We start from the raw sequence: 25,351 nt of genomic DNA, 5'->3' as shown, positions 1-25,351 counted from the left end.
AAACGGACGCCGAAGGCGTCCGTCCGGGACAGCGGGCTTACTGGCCGAGCGCGGCGCGGGCCGCGTTGACGGCCGCACGCACCTGGTCGGGCGCGGTGCCGCCCGGATGGTTGCGGCTTGCGACCGAACCCTCGAGCGTCAGGTAGCCGAACACGTCTTCGCCGATCAGGTGCGCGACGTTCGGCAGCTCCTGCTTCATTTCGTCGAGCGTCAGGTCGGCCAGATCGATGCCGCGGTCGTCGCAGATCTTCACGGCGTGCGCGACGGCTTCGTGCGCATCGCGGAACGGCAGCCCGCGCTTCACCAGGTAGTCGGCGAGGTCGGTGGCGGTCGAGAAGCCCTGCAGTGCGGCCGCGCGCATCGCGACCGGCTTCACGGTGATGCCGGCAACCATCTCGGCGAAGATCCGCAGCGTGTCGGCGACGGTGTCGACCGTGTCGAACAGCGGTTCCTTGTCTTCCTGGTTGTCCTTGTTGTACGCGAGCGGCTGGCCCTTCATCAGCGTCAGCAACGCCATCAGGTGGCCGTTCACGCGGCCCGTCTTGCCGCGCGCGAGCTCGGGCACGTCGGGGTTCTTCTTCTGCGGCATGATCGAGCTGCCGGTGCAGAAGCGGTCGGCGATGTCGATGAAGCCGACGCGCGGGCTCATCCACAGCACGAGTTCTTCGGAGAAGCGCGACACGTGCGTCATCACGAGCGCGGACGCCGCGGTGAATTCGATCGCGAAGTCGCGATCCGACACCGCATCGAGCGAGTTCGCGCAGATGCCGTCGAAGCCGAGCGTCTTCGCGACCGCGTGACGGTCGATCGGGTAGCTCGTGCCCGCGAGCGCGGCCGCGCCGAGCGGCAGGCGGTTCACGCGGGTGCGGCAGTCGCGCATGCGCTCGGCGTCGCGCGAGAACATCTCGACGTACGCGAGCAGGTGGTGGCCGAATGTGACGGGTTGCGCGACCTGCAGGTGCGTGAAGCCCGGCATGATCGTGTCGGCGTTCTGCTCCGCGAGGTCGAGCAGTGCGCCGCGCAGGTCGTTCAGCAGACCGCCGATGCGGTCGATCTCGCCGCGCAGCCACAGGCGGATGTCGGTCGCGACCTGGTCGTTGCGCGAGCGGCCCGTGTGCAGGCGCTTGCCGGCGTCGCCGATCAGCGCGGTCAGGCGCGCCTCGATGTTCAGGTGGACGTCTTCGAGGTCGAGCTGCCATTCGAATTCGCCGCGCTCGATTTCACCCTTGATCTGCGCCATCCCGCGTTCGATCGCGGCCAGGTCGTCGGCGCTGACGATCTTCTGCGCAGCGAGCATGTTCGCGTGCGCGAGCGAGCCGGCGATGTCGACGAGCGCGAGACGCTTGTCGAAAAACACCGACGACGTGTAGCGCTTGACCAGCTCCGACATCGGTTCCGAGAAGCGGGCCGACCAGGCCTCGCCCTTTTTGTGCAGTTGGGACGTCATGGCGATTCTTCGAAGGGGGATGTTGGGCGGCGTGCGCCGCCGAGGGAATCCCGCGATTCTAACATTCGCGGGCCTGCCCGCCGCGGCGCGCGGCCGTTCGCGGCGGCCCGCCGGCCCGCTCAGTCGCGTACGAGCACGACCAGCTTCAGGTCTTCGCGGTGCGCGGGCTTCAGCGTGATCTGCTGGTACACGAGGCGGCCGTCGGCCGGATGGTCGAATTCGCGCAGGCCGCCTTCGCGCTCGAACACGTCCTGCGACGCCCAGTACTGCGCGAACGCGTCGCTGCCGGCGCTCAGCGCGTCGATCAGCGCACGCGTGGGCGCATCGCCCAGGTGGCGGATCGAATCGGCGCGAAATTCGGCCGCGAGCCGCCGCGCGCGGGTTTCCCAGTCGACGATCAGCGTGCGCGCGGCTGGCGACATGAACGTGAAGCGCAGCAGGTTGCGGTCGTGCTCGCCGTCGAGCCAGCCGGAAAAGAGTGCGGCGGCCGGTGCGTTCCATGCGAGCGCGTTCCATTGCCGGTCGAGCACGTAGGCCGGCGTCGCGATGGCCGCGACGGTCGCGGCGAGCGTCGGCGGCAGGTCGCCGCCCGCGACGTCGGGTTCGGCCGGGTCGCGCTGCGCGGCCAGCTCGAACAGGTACGCGCGCTCGGCCTTCGACAGTTGCAGCGCGACGGCGATCCGCGCGAGCGCGTCGGCGGATGCCGACACGGGGCGGCCCTGTTCGATCCACGTGTACCAGGTCGGGCTGACGCCGCACAGTTGCGCGACTTCCTCGCGCCGCAGCCCCGGCGTGCGGCGGCGCGGGCCGGGCGGCAGGCCGACGGCCTGCGGCGACAGCCGCTCGCGGTGGGCGCGGATGAAGTCGCCGAGCGCACGGGCGGGCGTGGCGTCGAGCGGCGGGACGGGGGCGGAGGACGGCTGGTTCATGCGGAAACGGCGAAAGGGAAGCGGGGACGCGGCAACGATCAGACAGGTGTATCGAATACCAGAATAACTGCTTAACTTGTACTGGTACAGATGCGGGCCTATTGTAGCGTCTCGCGCGCTGGCAGGGGCAGCGGGCGTCCCACAAAACGCGTTGCAGCGGGCCGGAACGCGCGCCGAGGTGCCCACACCGGCCCACTTCGGCACGCTGCAGCCACGAAAGGAGCGAACGATGAAACACCACGAGCAGGTCGCCGACGCATTCGGCACGACGGCCGCCGCCTATCTGACGAGCACGGTCCACGCGACGGGCGCCGATCTGCAGACGCTCGCCGACGCGGTGCGCGCGACGCCCGATGCCGCGGTGCTGGATCTCGGCTGCGGCGCCGGCCATGCGAGCTTCGCGGTCGCGCCGCACGTGCGCGACGTGGTCGCCTACGATCTCGCCGGGCAGATGCTCGCGACCGTCGACGCCGCCGCGCGCGAGCGCGGGCTCGCCAACATCCGTACGCAGCAAGGCCCGGCCGAGCATCTGCCGTTCGACACGGCGACCTTCGACTGGGTCGTGAGCCGGATGAGCGCGCACCACTGGCACGACATGCGCGCGGCGCTCGCCGAGGTGCGCCGCGTGCTGAAACCGGGCGGCCGCGTGATGATGATCGACATCGCCGGGAACGACCATCCGCTCCTCGATACCTACCTGCAGGCCGCCGAAGTGCTGCGCGACGCATCGCACGTGCGCGACTACCGCGCGGACGAATGGCTCGCGATGTTCCGCGCAGCCGGTTTCGACGCGCACGTGCACAGCCGCTGGCGCCTGCCGATCGATTTCGACACCTGGGTCGCGCGCATCCGCACGCCGGCCGACAGCGTGACCGGCATTCGCGCGCTGTGGGCGCATGCGCCCGACGAGGTGCGCGGCTACTACGCGGTGCAGCCCGACGGTTCGTTCGAACACGACGCGTTGCTGATCGACGCGCACTGAGTGTGCGATGCGCGGGCACGGTGCCGCCCGCGCATGAAAAAAGCCGCGATACACACCATGGGAACGGTGGCGTATCGCGGCTTTCACGATGCGGCGGGGCGCGGTATCGCACCGCGCCGCCCGCGGATCAGCCCGTATTGCGCAGGCCGGCAGCGATTCCGTTGATCGTCAGGTGAATTCCGCGGCGCAGCCGCGCGTTCGTATCGCCCGCGCGGTGGCGCTTGATCAGCTCGACCTGCAGGTGGTTCAGCGGATCGAGATACGGGAAGCGGTTCTTGATCGAGCGCGCGAGCAGCGGGTTGGTCGCGAGGCGGCCTTCGTGCCCGGTGATTTCCGCGAGCGCCTGCGACGTGCGCTCCCATTCCGCGACGATCCGCTCGAACACGTGCTTGCGCAGCTTGCGGTCTGACACGAGCTGCGCATAGCGCGACGCGACCGCGAGATCGGTCTTCGCGAGCACCATGTCCATGTTCGACATCAGGTTCGAGAAGAACGGCCAGGTTTTGTTCATCTTCCTCAGCAGCGCGACGCGCTTCGTGCGTTCGGCGTCGTCCTGCGCGCCGTCGAGATACGCACTCACCGCGCTGCCGAAGCCGTACCAGCCCGTGAGCAGCAGCCGGCACTGCCCCCACGAGAAGCCCCACGGAATCGCGCGCAGGTCTTCGATCCTGCGTTGCTTCGGGTCCTGCAGCTTGCGCGACGCGGGGCGGCTGCCGATGTTCAGCTCGGCGATCTCGGTGATCGGCGTCGACGAGAAGAAGTAGTCGGTGAAGCCCGGGGTTTCATAGACGAGCGCGCGGTACGCGGCCATCGCCGAATCGGACAGCGTCTGCATCGCGGCCTCGAACGCCGGCAGCTGCGCGGGTGCGTTGTTCTGCGGCAGCAGCGTCGCCTCGAGCGTCGCGGCGACGACCGTCTCGAGGTTGCGGCGGCCGATTTCCGGGTTCGCGAACTTGCTCGCGATCACCTCGCCCTGTTCGGTCAGGCGGATCTGGCCGTTCACGGTGCCCGGCGGCTGCGACAGGATCGCCTGGTAGGTCGGGCCGCCGCCGCGGCCGACCGTGCCGCCGCGGCCGTGGAACAGCCGCAGCGTGATCTTGCGGTCGCGGAACAGGTCGACCAGTGCGAGCTCCGCGCGATACAGCTCCCAGTTCGACGTGAGGAAGCCGCCGTCCTTGTTGCTGTCCGAGTAGCCGAGCATCACTTCCTGTTCGGCGCCCTGGTGCGCGATCAGCGCGTCGATGCCCGGCAGTGCGAAGTATTCGCGCATGATGCGCGCGGCGTCGCGCAGGTCGGGAATCGTCTCGAACAGCGGGATCACCATCAGGCTGTTCTTCGCATCGCCGCCCGGCACGCCGAGCGCGCCTTCGAGCAGGCCCGTCTCCTTCTGCAGCAGCAGCACTTCGACGAGGTCGCTGACGGTTTCCGTATGCGAAATGATGTAGTTGCGTACCGCGCGTTCGCCGAATTGCGCGCGCACTTCACGTGCCTTCTCGAACACGCCGAGCTCGCTCTGCGCGAGCGCCGAGTATTCGATGTATGGCGAGCGCAGCGGGCGCGGGTCGGCGAGCGCGGCGAGCAGCACGCGCAGCTTGTCTTCCTCGGCGAGCGCCGCGTAGTCGGCTTCGACGCCCGCGCGCGAGAACAGCTCGGCGACCACCGCTTCGTGGATGTCGGAGCTCTGGCGCAGGTCGATGCTCGCGAGATGGAAGCCGAACACTTCGGCCGCGCGCACAAGCGGCGCGAGGCGCGGCGCGGCGAGCGACGTGCCGTGGTGCTCGTCGAGCGACGCGGTCAGCACTTTCAGATCGGCGACGAACGCTTCGGAATCCGCATACGGGACCGCGCGCACGGGCGGCGCGCCGCGGCCCGCGCTGCGCACCGGCACCGTGCCTTCGCCGAGACGCACGCGCGCGCTGGCGGCGAGCCGCGTGTAGATGCCGATCAGCGCGCGGCGATACGGCTCGTCGACGCGGTGCGGCGACTGGTCGGGGGACGCTGCCGCGAGCGCCTTCACGGCATCGCTCGCGCCGACGAGCAGGTTCGACACCGACAGCTCGGCGCCGAGCTTGTGCACCTGTTCCAGATAGTGCTCGAGGATCACCGCGGCCTGGCGGTTGATCGCCTCGTCGAGCGTCGTCGCGGTCACGTTCGGGTTGCCGTCGCGGTCGCCGCCGATCCAGCTGCCCATCTGGAAGAACGCAGGTACGCGTGCGGACAGGCCGTGCTCGGCAAGCGCGGCCTCGATGTCGCCGTACAGCGCGGGCAGCTCGTCGAGGAACGTCGCGCGGTAGTACGACAGCGCGTTCTCGATCTCGTCGCCGACCGTCAGGCGCGCGTCGCGCAGCATGCGCGTCTGCCACAGCGCGGTCACGCGCGCGCGCAGCATCGCTTCGTTGTACTGGCGCTCGCGGCTCGTCAGTTCCTGGTCGCGCTCGGCGAGCAGGCGCGCGATGTCGTGCTGCGCGTCGAGAATGCTCTTGCGCTGCACTTCGGTCGGGTGCGCGGTCAGCACCGGCACGATCAGCGCATCGTCGAAGAAGCGCTGCAGCAGGCGCTTGGACGCGTTTCCGGTCGTCTTCAACTGTTCGAGCGCGTACGCGACCGTGCCGGGCTGCGACGCGGAGCCGGCCAGCGCGTGGATGCGGCGGCGGCGGTTGTGATGGCGGTCTTCCGCGATGTTCGCGAGATGCGAGAAATAGCTGAACGCGCGCACGACGCTCACCGTCTGTTCGGGCGTCAGCTTGCGCAGCTTCTTCTCGAGCGTCTGCGCGGCTTCGTTGTCGTCTTCGCGGCGGAACTTGACCGCGGTCTGGCGGATCGTCTCGACGACGTCGAATACCGTATCGCCTTCCTGCTCGCGCACGACGTCGCCGAGCAGGCGGCCGAGGAAGCGGATGTCCTCGAACAGCGGGCCGTCCTTGTCTTCACGCGTGCGCGTGCCGGGCTTCGCGGTGCGGGCTGCCGGGCCGGCGGTTTTCGTCGCGCGTTTTGTCTGACGTATCGGGTCTTTCGGTTTCGTTGCCGTTTTCGCACGGCCGTTCGCGGCGGTGGCGACGGTGTCCGTCGAGGCGTCGGAGGAGGACAGGGCAGCATTGCGGCGCGCCGTACGCGCCGATCCGGAAGACTTCACGATGGGTTTCCTTGGGAAAGCTCGAGTCAAAAGGAACTGCGGAAACTGCGAAACTGCGGTCAAGCAACCAGCTACGTGCGGCACATCCGCACATCGGCGCCGCGACCCGCTCGGCGGCAGGCCGGGCGCAGGCTCCGGGCCCGGGCGGGCAGGGGCGTGCGTGCTACCATTGTTCGATCTTCAATCCCGTCCTTCGATGTTCCAGCAATGAATTCCGAGACCCCTGCGGCCGGGCCGCAACAGGCACGGCTGCCCGCGACGTTGACGATTGCTTCGCGCGAGAGCCGCCTGGCGATGTGGCAAGCCGAACATGTGCGTGATGCGCTGCGCAAATTATATCCAGCTTGTGACGTGAAAATCCTCGGGATGACGACGCGCGGCGACCAGATTCTCGATCGCACGCTGTCGAAGGTCGGCGGCAAGGGCCTGTTCGTGAAGGAACTGGAGGCCGCGCTGGCCGACGGCCGCGCCGATCTCGCCGTGCATTCGCTGAAGGACGTGCCGATGGCGCTGCCCGACGGCTTCTCGCTCGCCGCGATCATGGAGCGCGAGGACCCGCGCGATGCCTTCGTGTCGAACGACTACGCGTCGCTCGACGCGCTGCCGGCCGGCGCCGTGGTCGGCACGTCGAGCCTGCGCCGTGAAGCGATGCTGCGCTCGCGCTATCCGCATCTGGAAGTATTGCCGCTGCGCGGCAACCTCGATACGCGCCTGTCGAAGCTCGATCGCGGCGACTACGCGGCGATCATCCTCGCGGCCGCCGGCCTGAAGCGCCTCGGCCTCGAAACGCGCATCCGCGCGCTGCTCGACGTCGAGGCGAGCCCGCCTGCGGCGGGGCAGGGCGCGCTCGGCATCGAGGTCGCATCGCACCGCAGCGACGTCGCCGCGTGGCTCGCGCCGTTGCACGATTCGCAGACCGCGCTCGCGGTCGAGGCCGAGCGGATGGTGTCGCGCGCGCTCGGCGGCAGCTGCGAGGTGCCGCTCGCCGCGCATGCGGTGTGGCGTGCGGGCGAACTGTACCTGACGGGCCGCGTGTCGACGACCGACGGCAAGCGCGTGCTGACGGCCGAAGCGTGCGCAGCCGTCATGACCGTCGCCGATGCGCTCGCGCTCGGCCGCGCGGTGTCCGACGAGCTCGAAGCGCAAGGCGCGCTCGACATCGTCCACGCGCTGCTCGCCGGCTCGTCGGCCGCCGGCAAGGGCGACGCCTGATGGCGGGCGGCGCGCGCGCGTTCACCGCTGTCCTGACGCGCCCGGACGGCCAGTCCGGCGCACTCGCGTCGCAACTGGCCGAGGCCGGCTGCGACGTGCTCGAATTCCCGCTGATCGACATTGCGCCGGTCGACGATCCGGCGCCGCTCGATGCGGCGTTCGCGGCGCTCGCCGACTACGCGCTGGTGATTTTCGTGTCGCCGAACGCGATCGACCGCGCGCTCGCGCAGTACGGCGCGATCTGGCCGAATGCGCTGCCGGTCGGCGTGGTCGGGCCCGGCAGCGTCGCGGCGCTCGCGCGTCACGGTATCGCGGCGCCCGCGCATCGCGTGATCGCGCCGCAGGCGCCGGCCGACGGCGGCGTCCCCCATTACGATTCGGAAAGCCTCCTCGCGTGCATCGAGGCCGCGTTCGGCGACGCGCAGGCGCTCGCGGGCAAGCGCGTGCTGATCGTGCGCGGCGACGGCGGCCGTGAATGGCTCGCGGAGCGGCTGCGCGAAGCCGGCGCGGAGGTCACGCTCGTGGCCGCGTACCGGCGCGTCGTGCCGGAGCCGCGCGTCGGCGCATGGGAGCGCGTCCATGCGCTGCTCGCCGGCGCGCCGCACGCATGGCTCGTCACGAGCTCGGAGGGCGTGCGCAACCTTCACGAGCTCGCGCGGACCCACCTGAACGATATCGAGATCGACGCGTTGAAGCACGCGCGGCTCGTCACGCCGCATCCGCGGATCGAGCAGACCGCGCGTGCATTGGGTTTTGATAGGATTACGCTGACCGGCGCGGGCGATGAGCGCATCGTCCGCGCGTTTCGAACGATGGCCGACGAGGCCGTCCAACCGGCGACAGCCGCACCGGTGACTAAACGCATGACAGATACCAACGATTCCAAAAGCGTCGCTTCCCAGCCGGCCGCTGCATCCGCGCCGCCGTCCCGTCCCGCCTACATGGGCGCCGAACCGCCCGCGCGCCGCGGCGGCAGCGCGGTGCTGTGGTTCGTCGTCGTCGTGCTCGGCTGCGCGGCGGGCGTCGGCGGCTATGCGCTGAACCGCAAGATCGACCGGCTCGACGGCACGTTCGTCGCGCGCCAGAAGGCGCTCGATGCGCAAACGGCCGAAACGCGCATGAAGACCGAGCAGGCGCTCGCAAGCACGCATCAGGTCGACACGCAGCTCGCGCAGCTCGACGGCAAGCTCGCCGACGCGCAGAGCGCGCAGCAGGCGCTGCAGCAGCAATACCAGGACCTGTCGCGCAACCGCGATGCGTGGATGCTCGAGGAAGTCGACCAGATGCTGTCGAGCGCGAGCCAGCAGCTTCAACTGACCGGCAACACGCAGCTCGCGCTGATCGCGCTGCAGAACGCGGACGCACGCCTCGCGACGTCGCAGAGCGCGCAGGCCGTCACGGTGCGCAAGGCGCTCGCGCAGGACATCGAGAAGCTGAAGGCCGCGCCGGCGGCCGACCTCACGGGGCTTGCGATCAAGCTCGACGACGCGATCGGCAAGATCGACGCGCTGCCGCTGTCCGGCGAGGCGATCGTTCCGCACGCGGCGCCGAAGGCCGCGCCGGCCGATGCCGCGTCGTCGGCCGTGGGCGGCGAGCCGCGCTGGAAGGTGTGGTGGCACGACTTCTCGGCCGGCCTCGGCCAGCAGTTGAAGGGGCTCGTGCAGGTGCGCCGGATCGACAACGCGGATGCGATGCTCGCGTCGCCCGACCAGGGCTACTTCGTGCGCGAGAACGTGAAGCTGCGCCTGCTGAGCGCACGCCTGTCGCTGCTCGCGCGCAACGACGGCGCGATGAAGGCTGACCTGCACGCCGCGCAGGCGTCGCTCGGCAAGTATTTCGACCAGGCTTCGAAGGACACGCAGACCGTCGAGGATCTGCTCAAGCAGGTTGACGGTGCATCGCTGACGGTCGCGGTGCCGAACCTGAACACGAGCCTGAACGCGGTTCAGCAGTTCAAGAGCCGGGGGTAACGATGACGCTTCGAGGAATCATCTGGCTCGCGGTCCTGTTCGCGATCGCCGCTGCGCTCGCCACCGTCGGCCGCTTCGACGCGGGGCAGGTGTTGCTCGTCTATCCGCCGTACCGGGTCGACGTGTCGCTGAACCTGTTCGTGATCGCCATTGTCGTGCTGTTCATCGTCCTGTATGCGCTGCTGCGCATCGTGCGCAACATCTGGCGCATGCCGCAGCGGGTCGCCGCGTACCGGGCGCGTTCGCGCAACGAGAAGGCGCAGGCGTCGCTGCGCGACGCGATCGCGAACCTGTACGCGGGCCGCTTCTCGCGTGCGGAGAAGGCTGCGCGTGAAGCGCTGGCGGTCGATGCGAACCAGGGCGCGGCGAGCCTCGTCGCGGCCACCGCCGCGCACCGGATGCACGAGTACACGCGTCGCGACGACTGGCTGTCGAAGGTCGATGCGCCCGAATGGCAGGATGCACGGCTGCTCGCCGCGGCCGACATGCGCGCGGACGCGCGCGACGCCGACGGCGCGCTCGCCGCGCTGGCCGACCTGCAGGCGGGCGGCAAGCGCATCCATGCGCAGCAGGTCGCGCTGCGTGCGCAGCAGCAGCTGAAGAACTGGGCCGAGGTGCTGAAGCTCGCGAAGGCGCTCGAAAAGCGCGAGGCGCTGCATCCGGCGGCGGCCGTGCGGCTGCGCCAGCAGGCGGCGGAAAACCTGCTGCGCGAACGCCGGCACGACCCGGATGCGCTGCTCGAGGTGTGGCAGTCGCTGTCGCCGGTCGAGCGTCAGTCGCCGCGTCTCGCCGATCTCGCGGCCGAGCTGCTCGTGCCGCTCGAGCGCCGCAACGAAGCGCGCCGCATCGTCGAGGACGCGCTCGCGCACAACTGGGATGCGCGCCTGCTGCGCCGTTACCCGGATACGGCCGGCGCCGATGCGCTGCCGCTGATCCAGAAGGCCGAAGGGTGGAAGAAGGATCACCCGGAGGATGCCGACCTGCTGTTCGCGCTCGGCCGCCTGTGCCAGCAGCAGCAGCTGTGGGGCAAGGCGCAGTCGTTCCTCGAATCGGCACTGAAGCTGGCCGACAACGACGCGCTGAAGGTGCGTGCGCATCGCGCGCTTGCGCGCCTGTTCGAGCATCTCGGCGAAACCGACAAGGCTGCGAAGCATTACCGCGAAAGCGCGCTCGCGATTACGGTGGTCTGACGCGGTTCGACGCCTCCGGTAGCGGCGTCCGCCGCGGCGCCGCGCAAGCTGCCCCGAACGCCAATCGGCCTTCGGGGCATTTTTTTGTTCGCTGCGAGCCGCCGCACCGCACGGTGCGCTGCGTGCCGAGCTTGTGCGGCATGCCGTCGTCGAACACGGGAATCGCTTCGACGTGCGGCCGAACCCCGCGATCCACGGCGCGCATTCACGCGAAGGCGTCGCGCGCGGTCGGCGTCGACGGGGGCGCTATGCGCCCCGCCTTACTTGTCGACCAGCCGCTTCGGCACCGACAGTGCGAGCAGCCCGCCGAGCAGGAGGAACCCGGCGAGCATGTACATGCCCGAATCGTTGGCGCCCGTCGCTTGCTTGAGCCAGCCCATCATGTACGGGCTCAGGAAGCCGGCGAGGTTGCCGATCGAGTTGATCATCGCGATGCCGGCCGCGGCCGCGGTGCCGCCGAGGAACGCGGTCGGCAGGCTCCAGAACAGCGGCAGGGTGGTCAGGATGCCGATCGTCGCGAGCGTGAGGCCGAGCATCGCGAGCGCGGTCTGGTGCGCCCAGATCACCGACAGCACGAGCCCGATCGCGCCGATCGCGGCCGGAATCGCGACGTGCCAGCGGCGTTCGCGGTGCTTGTCCGCGCTGCGTGCGATCAGGATCATCGCGACCACCGCGGCCGCATACGGAATCGCCGACAGCAGGCCGATCGTGAACGTGTCGGTCACGCCCGTTGCCTTGATGATCGTCGGCAGCCAGAAGCCGACGCCGTAGAGCCCCATCACGAACGAGAAGTAGATCAGCGCCATCAGCCACACGCGCGGGCTCGCCATCACGGCGCCGAGCGGCGGGTCTTCCTTCGTTGCTTCCTCGGCCTCGACGTTGCGCGAGAGCAGCGCCTTTTCGTCGTCGGTCAGCCAGTTCGCCTTCGCGATCCGCTCGTCCAGCTTGAGGAACACGACCACCCCGACCAGCACCGACGGGATGCCTTCGAGCAGGAACAGCCATTGCCAGCCGTGCCAGCCGCTCACGCCGTCGAACGCCTTCAGGATGAAGCCCGAGATCGGCCCGCCGATCACGCCGGACAGCGCGACGGCCGTCATGAAGAACGTCGTCATCCGGCCGCGCCGGTGGGCGGGATACCAGTAGGTGAGGTAGAGGATCACGCCGGGGAAGAAGCCCGCTTCGGCGACGCCGAGCAGGAAGCGCATCACGTAGAACATCGCGGGCGTCGTGACGAACATCGTCAGGATCGAGATCACGCCCCAGGTGGCCATGATGCGCGCGATCCACACGCGCGCGCCGACTTTGTGCAGGATGATGTTGCTCGGCACTTCGAAGAGAAAATAGCCGAAGAAGAAGATCCCGGCGCCGAGCCCGTAGACGGTGTCGCTGAGGTTCAGGTCGCTCGCCATCTGCAGCTTCGCGAATCCGACGTTGACGCGGTCGAGATACGCGACCACGTAGCACAGCAGCAGGAGCGGCACGAGCCGCCACGACACCTTGCGGTAGGTTGCTTCCTCGAATGCGCCGGACGAGCCCGGCAGCGACTGCGTCGATGTTGCCATGTTGTCTCCTGTCGATCGAAGTGGGCGCGTTAGCGGTTACCTGGATCTCGTGCGCCGCTGACCTTGTTGTAGGCCGGACCGGAGGCAGCGGCGCCCCGGTCCGGTTTCGTGCGAAGCAATGCGTGGTTGTCGTGTCTGCCCGATGCGACTAGATGCAGCGCCCGCCGTCGACTTCGAGACACACGCCGGTGATGAATTCGGCCTCGTCGGACGCGAGGTAAAGCGCCGCGTTCGCGATGTCCTGTGGTGTGGAGAAACGGCCGAGCGGGATCGTCGCCAGGAAGCGGCGGCGGTTCTCGGGGGTATCCTCGCAGCCCATGAATTCGGTCATCAACGCCGTTTCGCCGAGCACGGGGTTGATGCAGTTCACGCGGATGCGGTCGGCGCCGAGTTCGGCCGCGAGCGACTTGCTCGCGGTGATCATCGCGCCCTTCGTGCTGTTGTACCAGACGAGGCCCGGGCGCGGGCGCACGCCAGCCGTCGACGCGACGTTCACGAACACGCCGCCGCCCTGCGCGCGGAAGTACGGCACGAAGGTCTGCACGCACCAGAACAGGCTCTTCATGTTGACCGCGTACACACGGTCGAATTCGGCCTCCGTCACGTCGAGCACCGGCTTGTTGCGGTGCGTGGTGCCCGCGTTGTTCACGACGATCTGCACCGCGTGGAAATCGTCGAGCGCGGCCTGCAGCAGCGCATGCCAGTCGTGCTCTTTCGACACGTCGCCGGCCACCGCGATCGCCTTGCCGCCCGCGAGCGCGATCTCGCTCGCGACCCGCTCGGCTGCCGCGCCGTTCAGGTCGTTGACGACGACGTTCGCGCCTTCGCGCGCATACGTCTTCGCGATGCCTTCGCCGAACCCCGAGCCGCCGCCCGTGACGATCGCCGTCTTGCCGCTCAACCGCATGGTGTGTCTCCTGTGCTGGACTGGATAGGAATGTCGTCGTGGTTCGGCATACACGGCCGGGCGCTGCCGGCCGCGTGTTGCCGGCCGCGCGCTCAGCCGTGCCGGATCGCGATCGTCTTCAGCGCGGTGAAGCCGTACAGTGCCTCGAAGCCTTTCTCGCGGCCGTGCCCCGAGTGGCCGACGCCGCCGAACGGCAGCTCGACGCCGCCGCCCGCGCCATAGTTGTTGATGAATACCTGGCCGGCCCGCAGGCGCCGTGCGACACGCATCTGGCGGGCGCCGTCGCGCGTCCAGATGCCCGCGACGAGGCCGTACGGCGTGCCGTTGGCCAGCGCAACCGCTTCGTCCTCGTCGACGAAGCGCATCGCGGCGAGCACGGGGCCGAACACTTCCTCCTGCGCGAGCCGGTGCGACGGCGGCACGTCGCGCAGCAGCGCGGGCGCCTGGTAGAAGCCGCTTTCGGGCGCGTCGGCGACGACCTGCCCGTGCGCGGCCATCGGAATGCCGTCGTGCTGCGCGTCGGACAGGAAATCCCACACGCGCTGCTGCTGCTTCGCGTTGATCAGCGGGCCGCAGTCGAGATCGGCGCGGCTCGGGCCGACCCGCAGCCCGTTGAACGCGGTGGCGAGCCGCTCGACGAGCGGCTCGTACACCGCGCGCTCGATCAGCACGCGGCTGCCGGCCGAGCAGGTCTGGCCGCCGTTCTGCACGATCGCCGCGACGAGCACGGGCAGCGCCGCGTCGAGATCGGCGTCGGCGAACACGATCTGCGGCGACTTGCCGCCGAGTTCGAGCGTGACGGGCACGTGGTTCTCGGCCGCCATCTGCGTGACCAGCTTGCCGGTGGCCGGCGAACCGGTGAACGAGATGTGGTCGATGCCGGGATGGCGTGCGAGCGCGGCCCCGGCTTCATGGCCGTAGCCGGTGACGATGTTGAGCGCGCCGGCCGGCAGCCCGGCCTGCGCGGCCAGCTCGGCGACGCGCAGCAGCGACAGGCACGCATCCTCGGCCGGCTTGACGACGCATGCGTTGCCGGCCGCGAGCGCGGCGCCCACGCTGCGCCCGAAGATCTGCATCGGGTAGTTCCACGGCACGATGTGGCCGGTGACGCCGTGCGGCTCGCGCACCGTCAGCACCGTGTAGCCGGCCTGATAGGGGAGGGTTTCGCCGTGGAGTTTGTCGGCGGCGCCCGCGTAGAACTCGAAGTAGCGCGCGAGCGCGGCGGCGTCGGCGCGTGCCTGCTTCAGCGGCTTGCCGGTGTCGCGCGCCTCGATCTCGGCGAGTGCGTCGATCGAATCGGCCACGCGCGCCGACAGCCGCATCAGCACGCGGCCGCGCTCGGCGGCGCTCGCGGCGCCCCACGGGCCGGCGAAGGCGTCGCGGGCCGCGGCGACCGCGCGCTCGATGTCGGGCGCCGTGCCGCGGGCAATCGACGCGAACGGCTGGCCGTCGGATGGATCGACGACCGCGATGGTTTCCAGTTGCGCGGGCAACGTCCATTCGCCCGCGATGAAGTGCTTCGCCTCTTCCATGCCTGCTCCTGTCTTCGCGTCACGCGCCATCGCGCTGGCGCGCCGATGCGGGGGAACGCTGCGTCGTGTTCGGTGGCCGGACATCCGGAACGATTATCGCGCCGATCGTCATCCGGACGCCACCGGTCGATTGGCTATAATGGCGCATTCCTTTGGGGGATGCGTGCGGCGATGTATCGGCCGCGGCGCCCTGTCCCGAATTCCCATCGACCTACAGAGAGTGCTCATGAGCTTCAATCATGTTCCGGCCGGCAAGGACCTGCCGCAAGATTTCAACGTGATCATCGAGATTCCCGCGCAAAGCGATCCGGTGAAGTACGAGGCGGACAAGGAACTGGGCCTTCTCGTCGTCGACCGCTTCATCGGCACGGGCATGCGCTATCCGGTGAACTACGGCTACATCCCGCAGACGCTGTCGGGCGACGGCGATCCGGTCGACGTGCTGGTGATCACGCCGTTCCCGCTGCTGGCCGGCTCGATCGTGCGTTCGCGCGTGCTCGGCATGCTGCAGATGACCGACGAGTCGGGCGTCGACGCGAAGCTGGTTGCGGTGCCGCACGACAAGGTCTGCCCGATGACGGCGAACCTGAAGTCGATCGACGACGTGCCCGAGTACCTGAAGGACCAGATCAAGCACTTCTTCGAGCAGTACAAGGCGCTCGAGAAGGGCAAGTGGGTGAAGGTCGAAGGCTGGGCCGGCATCGAAGCCGCGCACAAGGAAATCGCCGACGGCGCAGCGAACTACAAGAAGTAAGCGCCACGCCGGCCGACGGCCGGTTCGTGCGAAACGCAAACCGCGCGTGTCTCGTCAGGAGGCCGCGCGGTTTTGTTTTGTGCGCGGCGTTTGTTTACGCGCGGCGGCGCGCGCGGGCACCGGTGCCGATACCGATGCGGGCGGTGCGGCGGTGTGCGGCGCGTCCTTCGAGCGCTTCGCGCGACGCGGCGGGGCGACGGCGGCCTCGGTGGCGTCGGCGGCTCGAGCGGCAGGCGGGCGTCGGCGGGTTGCGGGCGCCGCGGCTTCGCGTTTGTTCGGGACGGGTTTGCCGCCGGCTACCGGCGCTTTTCTTTTCGACGAAGCGGGTGCGGCCGGCTTGGTCTTTCTTGCCGGCGTATCGCGCGAAGAAGTTTGGGTTGCGGCCGCATCGCCGGTGGCCTTCGTGCGCTTCGCGGCCGGCGCCGCTTTTGTCGCGCCGGGCGGCGTGGCGCCCTTTGCGGACTTGCCGACCTTCTCGGCTTGCCCGGCCTTCTGCGTGCGTTTGCGGGTCTCAACGGCTTTCACCGCGCCGTCGACATGGTCGTTTTTCGCGTTCTTCCGCCCGCGCGCACCGGCCTTCGGTTCGACCGCATCTTCGCTCTCGACGACGATCGGCACCACCGGCAGCACCGATTCGAGCGTGCGCAACCCGGCCGCCAGTTCACGCTTTTGTGCAGGCGTGAGCCGTTTCACCCAGTATTCGGCGCGCGATGCGCTCGACCGGTCGGGCAGCGGAAACGACGCGAGCACCGCACGCGGTTTGCGCGAGCGCGTGTAGCGCGCGCCCTTGCCGGATGCGTGCTCGTCGAAGCGCGCGGCAACGTCGGTCGTGATGCCCGTGTAGACGCTGTCGTCGGCGCATTCGATCAGATACAGAAACCAGGACATGGCAGGGCGGCGGGATGCGAAGCCGCCAGTGTCTCAGAAAAAGCGCCCTTCAACGCCACCGCTCGCCGTGCCCGTCGCGAAAGCGGCTCGGCGCCGCGCCGAGTTCGCGCGTGAAGAAGCGCGTAAACGCGCTCGTCGAACGGAAGCCGACCCGCACGCCGATCTCGCCGATCGGCAACTGCGTGTTCAGCAGCAGGTCGCGCGCTTCGCCGAGCCGTGCCTGGGCGACAAGCGCATGAAACCCGACCGCCTCGCGATGCAGCCGCCGGCGCAGCGTCCAGCGCGACATCGCGAAGTGCGTGCACACGTGCTCCATCAGCGTGTCGGACGGCACGTCGGCGTCGTCGGCGTGGCGCAGCCAGTCGCGCACGCATTGCTCGACCGACGAACCGAACGACGAGCGGGCGCGCACGCGCTCGCGCGCGGCGTCGGCCGCATGGCGCTGGATGTCCGCGAGCGGCGCGTTGTAGCGCTCGAACGGCGTGTCGAGGCGCGTGGAGCGCAGCACGATGCGGTTGTGTGCGGCATCGAACGATACTGCCGCGCCGAGGAGGTCGCGCAGTGCGGCGCTCGGTGCGAACGCGCGGCCGGCGAACGCGGCTTCGTCGACCTGCACGTGCGGATCGTACAGGCGCGCGAGCGCGGCGAGGATCGCGAAATTCGCGAACGCGCTGCTGGCGGGCCGGCCGTCGCCCTCGTTCACGTACTCGAGCGCGATCGCGTCGCCGGTTTCCTGCGCGAACACCCAGTCGACGTTGCCGATCAGCTCGCGGTAGCGCAGGTAGCCTTGCAGCGCGTCGCGCAGCGTCGCGGCGTTGCAGGTGATGCCGGCGAGCTCCGGGAACGGCGCGAGCCACGACGCGACCTGCGGCGGCGGCCGGTGCCAGGACATCGGCCAATGGCTCGCCAGCCGCATCGCGGCGACGTGCCGGTCGCCGGGGATGCGGCGCGCGTCGTCGGCGAGATCGGCCGCGCCGATGCCGAGCGTCGCATACAGCGGCGCGACGTCGACGCCGTTGCGGCGCATGTCGTCGAGTACCTGCCGGTAGATCCGGACGGATACCGATTTCTGTCGTAACTCCATGTCTGTCTCCATGACCTTCGGGTTTGCACCCGCTGCGAGAGGTCAAGTGCTGCTTCTGCCGGTCAGGCGTGGTGACCGGTCGATTTTTGGACTGGGACGCTGGAGGGTAACAAGTACAACAGATCGATTCGGGAGGATCAACGAAAACTTCGCCGTTCCGGCGTCGTTATTCGGTGCCGCGCCGGAACGGATCGTGTTCGCGCAATTCGTCGACGTACGCGTGGATGTGCTCGGTCTCGCGTTCGAGGAAGCGCGCGACCGCATCGGAAAATGCCGGATGCGCGAGCCAGTGCGCGGAGTGCGTGACGGTCGGCAGGAAACCGCGCGCGAGCTTGTGTTCGCCCTGCGCGCCGCCTTCGAACGTGTCGAGCCCGGCCTCGATGCAGAATTCGAGCAACTGGTAGTAGGCCGTTTCGAAATGCAGGCAGGGCACGTGCTCGAGCGCGCCCCAGTAGCGGCCGTACAGCGTGCCGCCGCCGTGCTCGCCGCGCCGGTAGACGGCGAGCGCGCTCGCGATCGGCTGGCCGTTCGCTTCCGCGATCACGAGCAGCAGGTTCTCGGGCATCGTCGCGCCGATCGCGCGGAAGAAGTCGAGGTTCAGGTACGGGCTCGAAAAGTGTTCGCGATAGGTCTGCCGGTAGCAGCGCGAGAAGAAGCGCCAGTCGGCGTCGGTAATCCGGTCGCCGGTCAGCCGCCGGAACGTCACGCCCGCGTCGTGCACCTTGCGCCGCTCCGCGCGGATGTTCTTGCGCTTCTTCTGCTCGAGCGTGCCGAGGAAGTCGTCGAAGTGGCGGTAGCCGTCGTTGATCCAATGGAACTGCACGCCTTCGCGCAGCATCATCCCCATCGATTCGAGCAGCCGCGCCTCGTCGCCGGTCGGGAACAGCACGTGCAGCGACGACACGTCGCTTTGCTCGGCGAACGCGAGCAGCGTGGCCGCGAGCCGCCGGCGCGCGTCGTCGTCGGCCGCGAGCAGGCGCGTGCCCTGCACGGGCGTGAACGGCACCGCGCACAGCAGCTTCGGGTAGTACGGCAGGTCGTTGCGCTGGTACGCGTCGGCCCACGCCCAGTCGAACACGTATTCGCCGTACGAATGCTGCTTCGCATAGACGGGCGCGGCGGCCGCGAGGCGGCCGGTGCGCGGGTCGGTCAGCGTGACGAAGTGCGGCGACCAGCCGGTATCGTCGACCGCGCAGCGCGCGACGTGCAGCGCGTCGAGGAATTCGTGGCGCAGGAACGGCGTCGGCTGCGCGTCGCGCGCCAGCAGCGCGTTCCATTCGTCGGCCGGCACTTCCGCGGGGGACGACAGGATGCCCGTGCGATAATCGATGCGTTCGTGTTTCAAGCGTGAATCCGTACCGTTCTGTGTCGCCGGATGCGCGAGCCTGCGCGGCCGCACCGGGACGATTTCGTCAGCCGTTCAGGGCGCGCCGCCGGGCTGCGCCGATCCCGCCATGAAGACCCGACTCGCTCTTGCCCAGATCAACGTCACCGTCGGCGACTTCGCCGGTAACGTCGCGCGGATCGTCGCGGCCGCCCGCGCCGCGCACAACGATGGTGCGCAGCTGATGGTCGCGCCCGAACTCGCGCTGTCCGGCTATCCGCCGGAAGACCTGCTGCTGCGGCCCGCGTTCTACGCCGCGGCCGCCGCCGCACTCGACACGCTCGCCGAGGCATTGAAGGCGTTCGACGGGCTCGCGGTGCTGGTCGGCCATCCGCTACGCGGCGCGGGCGCGCACGCGCCAGCCGTCGATGGTAATGCAAACCGCCCGATCGAGCGCGGCGTGCCGCCCACCGATACCTACAACGCGGTGTCGCTGATCGTCGGCGGCGAGATCGTCGGCACCTACCGCAAGCAGGATCTGCCGAACGCCGAGGTGTTCGACGAGAAGCGCTACTTCGCGACGGATGCCGAGCCGCTCGTGTTCGAGCTGAACGGCGTCAAATACGGCGTGATCGTCTGCGAGGACGCGTGGCATGCGTCGGCCGCGCAGATCGCGAAGGCGGCCGGCGCGCAGGTGCTGCTGATTCCGAACGGTTCGCCGTACCACATGAACAAGGAAGCGGTGCGCATCGACATCCTGCGTGCACGCATTCGTGAAACCGGGCTGCCGATGGTGTACGTGAACCTCGTCGGCGGCCAGGACGAACTCGTGTTCGACGGCGGGTCGTTCGTGCTCGACGCGCAGGGCGCGCTCGTCGCGAAGATGCCGCAGTTCGACGAAGGGCACGCGATCGTCGAATTCGACGGCGCGCGGCCGCTGCCGGGCGCGATCGCGCCCGAGCTGTCGACGGAGGCGCAGGTGTACCGCGCGCTCGTGACCGGCGTGCGCGACTACATCGGCAAGAACGGCTTTCCGGGCGCGCTGATCGGGCTGTCGGGCGGCGTCGATTCGGCGCTGGTGCTGGCCGTCGCGTGCGATGCGCTCGGGCCCGCGCGCGTGCGCGCGGTGATGATGCCGTCGCGTTTCACGGCCGACATCTCGACCACCGACGCGGCGGAAATGGCGCGACGCGTCGGCGTACGCTACGACGAGATCGCGATCGCGCCGATGTTCGACGCGTTCCGCGCGTCGCTTGCCGACGAGTTCGCGGGCCGCGCGGAAGACGCGACGGAGGAGAACATCCAGGCGCGCATCCGCGGCACGCTGCTGATGGCGCTGTCGAACAAGTTCGGCTCGATCGTGCTGACGACCGGCAACAAGAGCGAGATGGCGGTCGGCTACTGCACGCTGTACGGGGACATGGCCGGCGGGTTCGCGGTGATCAAGGACATCGCGAAGACGCTCGTGTACCGGCTCTGCCGCTATCGCAACGAAACGGCCGACTACGGGCTGCGCGACGTGATCCCCGAGCGGATCCTCACCCGCGCGCCGTCGGCCGAGCTGCGCGAGAACCAGACCGACCAGGACAGCCTGCCGCCGTACGACGTGCTCGACGCGATCATGCGGATGTACATGGAAGAAGACCGGCCGCTCGCCGAGATCGTCGCGGCCGGCTATGCGGGCGCCGACGTCGAACGCGTGACGCGGCTCATCAAGATCAACGAATACAAGCGCCGCCAGGCGCCGATCGGCATCCGCGTCACGCATCGCGCATTCGGGCGCGACTGGCGCTACCCGATCACGTCACGTTTCACCGAACGGCTCGATTGAGCGGTGCTGGGCCGCATGCGGCGCGCAGGCTTACAATCGGGGTCGCGATTTTTCATCCAAACGAGCATTGGGGGACAACCACCATGAAACGCATCACCGCCATCATCAAGCCGTTCAAGCTGGACGAAGTCCGCGAAGCGCTCGCCGAAGTGGGTCTCACGGGCCTGACCGTGACGGAAGTGAAGGGCTTCGGCCGCCAGAAGGGGCATACCGAGCTGTATCGCGGCGCCGAATATGTCGTCGACTTCCTGCCGAAGATGAAGATCGAGGTGGTCGTCGCGGAAGCGCAGGTCGACCAGGTGATCGACGCGGTGATCGGCGCGGCGCGCACCGGCAAGATCGGCGACGGCAAGATCTTCGTGTCGGACGTCGAGCGCGTGATCCGCATCCGCACCGGCGAAGAGAACGAAGCGGCCGTCTGAGCGCCGCATTCGCCAACGGGTCGCGCGCAAAGCCGGCCCGCCAAGAAAAAACGGTGCGGATACCCGGTTGGGTACCGCACCGATACGCGCCTCTCGCAGCAGCGTGGAAAGTGTTGTCGAATCGTTCTTTGGACGGAGCGCCTGATCAGAACAGGTGCTGGATGCCGGCATAGACGCCGGTCTGGCTGCCGCCCGGATTCGGGTTGCCCGTCGACACGGCCGTGCCGGCACCGTTTGCGTTCAGGCCGAAGTTCGCGGTCTTGCTGTTGCGCACCGTCGCGACCTGCAGGTCGAACAGCGTGCGCTTCGAGATGTTGTACGAGCCGCCGACCGTGTAGATGTTCGCGTTGCCGCCGCCGTGGTTCGCGTTCACGTGATACGCGGCTGCGATCAGCGCCGCTGCCGGCGTCGCTTGCCACGTCACGCCGCCCCAGACCTGCTGCGTGCCCGTGACGCCGGCGTTGACTGCCGGGCCGCCGCTGCCGTCCGCACGCGATGCCTGATAGGCCGCCTGAACCTTGAACTGGCCGAGGAACACGTTCACGCCCGCGAAATATTCACGCGAGTAGTTGAACACGTCCGAGAAGCGGCCGTTGCTGTCGCGCGTTTCGTCGTAGATGCCGCGCAACTGGAACAGCGAATTCGTATAGGTGATCTGTGCGCCGGCTGCACGGCCCGGTTGGCCGGCCGTCGTGTTGCCGTTGAAGCTGGTCGAGTTCGAGAACGAGAACTGGCCGTAGAAGTCGAGGCCGTAGAACTGCGGCGACTGGTACGACACGTTGTTGCTGGTCTTGTTCCAGTTGCGGCCGCGCACGAGCGAGGCCGTCGACCAGGCCGACTGGCCGAACGGGTCGAAGTCCCACACGCCGTTGGCGATCGCGAGTTCACGACCCAGCAGCAGCGTACCGTAGCGATCGTTCGAGATACCGACGGTCGCGTAACGATCCCAGATCGAGCCGCTGAAGCCGCCCGTCATCGTGTTGAACGCGCCTTCGAGGTGGAACAGGATCTTGTTGCCGCCGCCGATGTCCTCGGTGCCTTTCAAGCCCCAGAGGCTCGTGCCCCAGTCGCCGCTTTCCGCGCGCACTTGGTGGCCGTTTTGCAGGCCGTTCATGTACTCGATGCCGGCATCCAGGCGGCCATACAGCGTGACGCTGCTCTGCGCGTGCGCCGTCACCACCCCAGCAGCCATCAGCGCGGCCGCGACCAAAGCTTTCTTCATCATCTCCTCCATACCCTGTCAAAAAGTCAACCCAGACTGCACGAGATGCCCGGAGCGCGAGCGCCGGGCAAAAGCGGGATAACCAGGGAGACCTCGTGCAGGGCCGGTAAGCGCAGCACGCGGGCAAGCGGACGGAAAACCGTTGAGCGGTCCCGCGCAGCCGGGTCGGCCTGCGGGGTCTCCTTGTAGTGTCGTGAAGCTAAACTACATTTCACGAACTTCGTTTTGCTACTTTGGTTACTAATTTAGCAAAAATACAATTTTGTGGCGATGGAAATCGTTGTTTGACTAACACCTGTCGCCAAATTGCCATGCAACACGGTGCACAACCGGTGCGCCGAGGGTTTGCAATTAACGGAAAACCCTTGTCCCGCAAGGAAGACACGAATTTCGCAAACGGGGGTCAAGGATTGCCACTATTGACGTTGCCGGGGCGCCGGCGTAAGCGCGAGACGGGTGAAATTGGTAAGTAATTCGTAATGATTCTGCGGTTGCCGGCGGGTGTTCGCGGGGGCCTGTCGCGCCTGCCGCCGACGCACACGATGCGGCGTGCGGGCGGCCGTCGGTCAGGCTGGCCGGGGCCTCGCGTCGAGCAACTGCGCGCGAATCCAGCGATGCGCATCGGTGCGCGCATGCTTCGCGTGCGAGTAGACCTTCACGGTGTAGCGCGGAATCTCGAACGGCGCGGGAAAGATGCGGATCGGCGCCGCGTGCCGCAGCACCTGCGCGGCGCGGTTCGGCACGGTCATCAGCAGCGCGGATTCCGCGATCACGAACGGCGCGGCCAGCACGCTCGGCAACTGCACGGCGACCTGCCGCGCGAGGCCGAGGCGGTCGAGCACGTGGTCGACCACGCCGCGCGACTCGTTCCACGGCGTGACGACCACGTGGCGTGCCGCCAGGTACCGGTCGAGCGTCAGTCGCCGGCGGATGTCCGGATGCGCGGTGCTCGCGATCACGACGTAGTCGTCGGAGAACCAGTCGAAGTCTTCGATGCCGGGCGTGTCGGCCGCCGATTCCTCGTGGTAGCCGAGCGCGAAATCGATGCGGCCGGCCGCGAGTTCGTCGACGGAGATCTTCCGGTCGGAATGCACGACGCGAATCCGCAATTGCGGCGCGACGTGCTGGATGCGCGCGAGAAACGCCGGCAGCACCGCGAATGCCGTGTAGTCGGTCGCCGCGAAGACGAACGTGCGGTCGCTTTGCGCGGGATCGAAGCGGCGCGCGCGGGCGAGCCCCTTCGACATCGCATCGAGCGCGTCGCCCGCCCAGGTGGCGATGTCGTCGGCGCGCACGGTCGGCTGCATCTCGTTGCCGAGGCGCACGAACAGCGCGTCGCCGATCGCGTCGCGCAGCCGTGCGAGCGCGTGGCTCAGCGCGGACGGGCTCAGCGCGAGCTCGTGCGCGGCCGCGGCGACGGACCGGTGGCGGTACAGCGCGTCGAACACGAGCAGCAGGTTCAGGTCGAGTCGGCGCAGATCGGGATGCATCATGTTCAGGTCTGGATGAAGAAACTGCACTTCCTGCAGGTGCGGCATGAACGTAGCATGACGATCTGATGGGCGCCAGCACGACCGCGCGGCGCCGTGTTCCGTTTCAAGTCCGGGCCGGAGGAGGGCTCACACCGTGCAAATCGACATTCGTTCCGCCACCGTCGCCGACGTGCCGCAGATCCTGAGTTTCATCACCGAGCTGGCCATCTACGAGAAGGCGGAACACGAAGTGATTGCGACACCCGCGTCGCTCGAGCGCAGCCTGTTCGGCGACGGCTCGCCGGCGCGCGCGCTGATGTGCGAGGTCGACGGCGAGCCGGCCGGCTTCGCCGTGTATTTCTTCTCGTATTCGACGTGGCTCGCCCGGCAGGGGCTGTATCTCGAGGATCTGTACGTGTCGCCGCGCTTTCGGGGCGCGGGCGCCGGGCTGCGGCTGTTGAAGTCGCTCGCGCGGATCGCGGTCGAGTCGGGCTGCGGGCGTTTCGAGTGGAGCGTGCTCGACTGGAACGAGCCGGCGATCCGTTTCTACGAGCGCGTTGGCGCGGCGCCGCAGAGCGAATGGGTGCGTTACCGGCTCGCGGGCGACGAGTTGCGCGCGTTCGCCGACAGCGCGCCGGTGAGCGCCGCGTAAACGCAAGACGGGCGCCGCGCGGCGAACCGCGGGCGCCCGTCCGTGCGGCGTGCGTTACTTGAGGCTGCCCGACAGGAACCCGCGCAGGCGTTCGCTCTTCGGATGAGCGAACACCTCGGACGGCACGCCTTCTTCCTCGACGCGGCCCTGGTGCAGGAACATCACGTGGTTCGACACGTTGCGCGCGAAACCCATCTCGTGCGTGACGACGATCATCGTGCGGCCTTCCTCGGCCAGCTTCTGCATCACCTTCAGCACTTCGCCCACCAGCTCCGGGTCGAGCGCCGACGTCGGCTCGTCGAACAGCATCACGTCCGGGTGCATCGCCAGCGCGCGCGCAATCGCCACGCGCTGCTGCTGGCCGCCCGACAGGTGCGACGGATACTGCTTCTCGACGCGCGGCGCGAGGCCGACTTTCTCCAGGTATTGGCGCGCGCGCTCCTCGGCCTCCTTCTTCGGAATGCCGAGCACGTTCACGGGCGCTTCCATCACGTTCTCGATCACGTTCATGTGCGACCAGAGATTGAAGTGCTGGAACACCATCGACAGCTTGGTGCGTACGCGCTGCAGCTGCTTCGTATCGGCCGCGCGCAGCGCGCCGGTCTTGTCGAGCGCGGTGCGCACTTCCTCGCGGTCGACGAAGATGCGGCCCGCATTCGGCTGCTCGAGGAAGTTGATGCAGCGGAGCATCGTGCTCTTGCCGGAGCCGGACGAGCCGATCACGCTGATCACGTCGCCCGAGTTCGCCTTCAGCGATACGCCCTTGAGCACCTCGTTGTCGCCGTACCGCTTGTGCAGATCGTCGACGAAAAGCTTCTGAGTCTGGGAATTCATC

20 protein-coding genes are annotated in these 25,351 nt (G+C 68.4%); 8 read left to right on the top strand and 12 right to left on the bottom strand.

What is annotated here, in order from left to right:
• Nucleotides 1-37 precede the first annotated feature (37 nt).
• Both argH and WJ16_RS12495 read right to left on the bottom strand, forming a co-directional pair.
• Nucleotides 38-1,447, bottom strand: a complete 1,410-nt coding sequence (gene argH / locus WJ16_RS12500) for an argininosuccinate lyase (RefSeq protein ID WP_069257317.1) — start codon at nucleotides 1,445-1,447, stop codon at nucleotides 38-40.
• Between the two features lie 119 nt (nucleotides 1,448-1,566).
• On the bottom strand, nucleotides 1,567-2,376 hold the full coding sequence (locus tag WJ16_RS12495; RefSeq protein ID WP_069257316.1) for a helix-turn-helix transcriptional regulator: 810 nt from the start codon (nucleotides 2,374-2,376) through the stop codon (nucleotides 1,567-1,569).
• Nucleotides 2,377-2,605: 229 nt separating this feature from the next.
• Between WJ16_RS12495 and WJ16_RS12490 the strand changes: the two genes are divergently transcribed.
• The gene (locus WJ16_RS12490; RefSeq protein ID WP_069257315.1) at nucleotides 2,606-3,358 is read left to right on the top strand and encodes a class I SAM-dependent methyltransferase; all 753 of its coding nucleotides are present in this window, start codon (nucleotides 2,606-2,608) and stop codon (nucleotides 3,356-3,358) included.
• Nucleotides 3,359-3,485: 127 nt separating this feature from the next.
• On the opposite strand, the gene ppc is transcribed toward WJ16_RS12490, so the two are convergent.
• On the bottom strand, nucleotides 3,486-6,491 hold the full coding sequence (gene ppc, locus WJ16_RS12485; RefSeq protein WP_069257314.1) for a phosphoenolpyruvate carboxylase: 3,006 nt from the start codon (nucleotides 6,489-6,491) through the stop codon (nucleotides 3,486-3,488).
• A gap of 207 nt (nucleotides 6,492-6,698) precedes the next feature.
• Between ppc and hemC the strand changes: the two genes are divergently transcribed.
• The 3 genes from hemC to WJ16_RS12470 are packed head-to-tail and all read left to right on the top strand — an operon-like array spanning nucleotide 6,699 to nucleotide 10,863.
• On the top strand, nucleotides 6,699-7,703 hold the full coding sequence (gene hemC / locus WJ16_RS12480; RefSeq protein ID WP_069257313.1) for a hydroxymethylbilane synthase: 1,005 nt from the start codon (nucleotides 6,699-6,701) through the stop codon (nucleotides 7,701-7,703).
• On the top strand, nucleotides 7,703-9,673 hold the full coding sequence (gene hemDX, locus WJ16_RS12475) for a fused uroporphyrinogen-III synthase HemD/membrane protein HemX (RefSeq protein ID WP_069257312.1): 1,971 nt from the start codon (nucleotides 7,703-7,705) through the stop codon (nucleotides 9,671-9,673). The genes hemC and hemDX overlap by 1 nt, the downstream gene beginning before the upstream one ends.
• Nucleotides 9,674-9,675: 2 nt before the next feature.
• The gene (locus tag WJ16_RS12470; protein WP_069257311.1) at nucleotides 9,676-10,863 is read left to right on the top strand and encodes a heme biosynthesis protein HemY; all 1,188 of its coding nucleotides are present in this window, start codon (nucleotides 9,676-9,678) and stop codon (nucleotides 10,861-10,863) included.
• Nucleotides 10,864-11,123: 260 nt separating this feature from the next.
• Here WJ16_RS12470 and WJ16_RS12465 read toward each other — a convergent pair whose 3' ends face one another.
• The 3 genes from WJ16_RS12465 to WJ16_RS12455 form a co-directional block, all read right to left on the bottom strand.
• Complete coding sequence (locus WJ16_RS12465; protein ID WP_069257310.1) at nucleotides 11,124-12,428, bottom strand: MFS transporter; 1,305 nt, start codon at nucleotides 12,426-12,428, stop codon at nucleotides 11,124-11,126.
• A gap of 148 nt (nucleotides 12,429-12,576) precedes the next feature.
• Complete coding sequence (locus tag WJ16_RS12460; RefSeq protein ID WP_069257309.1) at nucleotides 12,577-13,335, bottom strand: SDR family oxidoreductase; 759 nt, start codon at nucleotides 13,333-13,335, stop codon at nucleotides 12,577-12,579.
• Nucleotides 13,336-13,427: 92 nt separating this feature from the next.
• Nucleotides 13,428-14,867: an aldehyde dehydrogenase family protein gene (locus tag WJ16_RS12455; protein ID WP_069257308.1), complete on the bottom strand. Its 1,440-nt coding sequence runs from the start codon at nucleotides 14,865-14,867 to the stop codon at nucleotides 13,428-13,430.
• Nucleotides 14,868-15,093: 226 nt separating this feature from the next.
• Between WJ16_RS12455 and ppa the strand changes: the two genes are divergently transcribed.
• Entirely contained in the window at nucleotides 15,094-15,621 is a 528-nt protein-coding gene (gene ppa, locus WJ16_RS12450; protein WP_027786751.1) for an inorganic diphosphatase, read from the top strand.
• Between the two features lie 54 nt (nucleotides 15,622-15,675).
• Here the strand turns inward: ppa and WJ16_RS12445 are convergent, their stop codons facing one another.
• The 3 genes from WJ16_RS12445 to WJ16_RS12435 all read right to left on the bottom strand — a co-directional run bounded on the left by WJ16_RS12445 (nucleotide 15,676) and on the right by WJ16_RS12435 (nucleotide 18,938).
• Complete coding sequence (locus WJ16_RS12445) at nucleotides 15,676-16,509, bottom strand: GIY-YIG nuclease family protein (RefSeq protein WP_069257307.1); 834 nt, start codon at nucleotides 16,507-16,509, stop codon at nucleotides 15,676-15,678.
• 49 nt (nucleotides 16,510-16,558) lie between these two features.
• On the bottom strand, nucleotides 16,559-17,593 hold the full coding sequence (locus WJ16_RS12440) for a helix-turn-helix transcriptional regulator (protein ID WP_069257306.1): 1,035 nt from the start codon (nucleotides 17,591-17,593) through the stop codon (nucleotides 16,559-16,561).
• A 166-nt stretch (nucleotides 17,594-17,759) separates the two neighbouring features.
• The gene (locus WJ16_RS12435) at nucleotides 17,760-18,938 is read right to left on the bottom strand and encodes a GNAT family N-acetyltransferase (RefSeq protein ID WP_069257305.1); all 1,179 of its coding nucleotides are present in this window, start codon (nucleotides 18,936-18,938) and stop codon (nucleotides 17,760-17,762) included.
• 109 nt (nucleotides 18,939-19,047) lie between these two features.
• On the opposite strand from WJ16_RS12435, the gene WJ16_RS12430 reads away from it, so the two are divergent.
• Both WJ16_RS12430 and WJ16_RS12425 read left to right on the top strand, forming a co-directional pair.
• Entirely contained in the window at nucleotides 19,048-20,748 is a 1,701-nt protein-coding gene (locus WJ16_RS12430; protein ID WP_069257304.1) for an NAD+ synthase, read from the top strand.
• A gap of 83 nt (nucleotides 20,749-20,831) precedes the next feature.
• A complete protein-coding gene (locus tag WJ16_RS12425) occupies nucleotides 20,832-21,170 on the top strand; it encodes a P-II family nitrogen regulator (protein WP_006398637.1) in 339 nt (112 codons plus the stop codon).
• 145 nt (nucleotides 21,171-21,315) lie between these two features.
• On the opposite strand, the gene WJ16_RS12420 is transcribed toward WJ16_RS12425, so the two are convergent.
• Both WJ16_RS12420 and WJ16_RS12415 read right to left on the bottom strand, forming a co-directional pair.
• On the bottom strand, nucleotides 21,316-22,395 hold the full coding sequence (locus tag WJ16_RS12420) for a porin (RefSeq protein ID WP_069258048.1): 1,080 nt from the start codon (nucleotides 22,393-22,395) through the stop codon (nucleotides 21,316-21,318).
• Nucleotides 22,396-22,958: 563 nt separating this feature from the next.
• Nucleotides 22,959-23,885, bottom strand: a complete 927-nt coding sequence (locus tag WJ16_RS12415; protein WP_069258047.1) for a LysR family transcriptional regulator — start codon at nucleotides 23,883-23,885, stop codon at nucleotides 22,959-22,961.
• A 133-nt stretch (nucleotides 23,886-24,018) separates the two neighbouring features.
• On the opposite strand from WJ16_RS12415, the gene WJ16_RS12410 reads away from it, so the two are divergent.
• Nucleotides 24,019-24,516 (top strand): GNAT family N-acetyltransferase, encoded by a 498-nt coding sequence (locus tag WJ16_RS12410; protein WP_069257303.1) that lies wholly within the window; start codon nucleotides 24,019-24,021, stop codon nucleotides 24,514-24,516.
• Between the two features lie 54 nt (nucleotides 24,517-24,570).
• Here WJ16_RS12410 and WJ16_RS12405 read toward each other — a convergent pair whose 3' ends face one another.
• Entirely contained in the window at nucleotides 24,571-25,350 is a 780-nt protein-coding gene (locus tag WJ16_RS12405) for an ABC transporter ATP-binding protein (RefSeq protein ID WP_069257302.1), read from the bottom strand.
• Nucleotide 25,351 lies beyond the last annotated feature (1 nt).

The sequence above is a fragment of the Burkholderia metallica genome, assembly GCF_001718555.1.
GTDB lineage: Bacteria > Pseudomonadota > Gammaproteobacteria > Burkholderiales > Burkholderiaceae > Burkholderia > Burkholderia metallica.
This window is presented reverse-complemented; position numbering and strand designations above follow the sequence as displayed.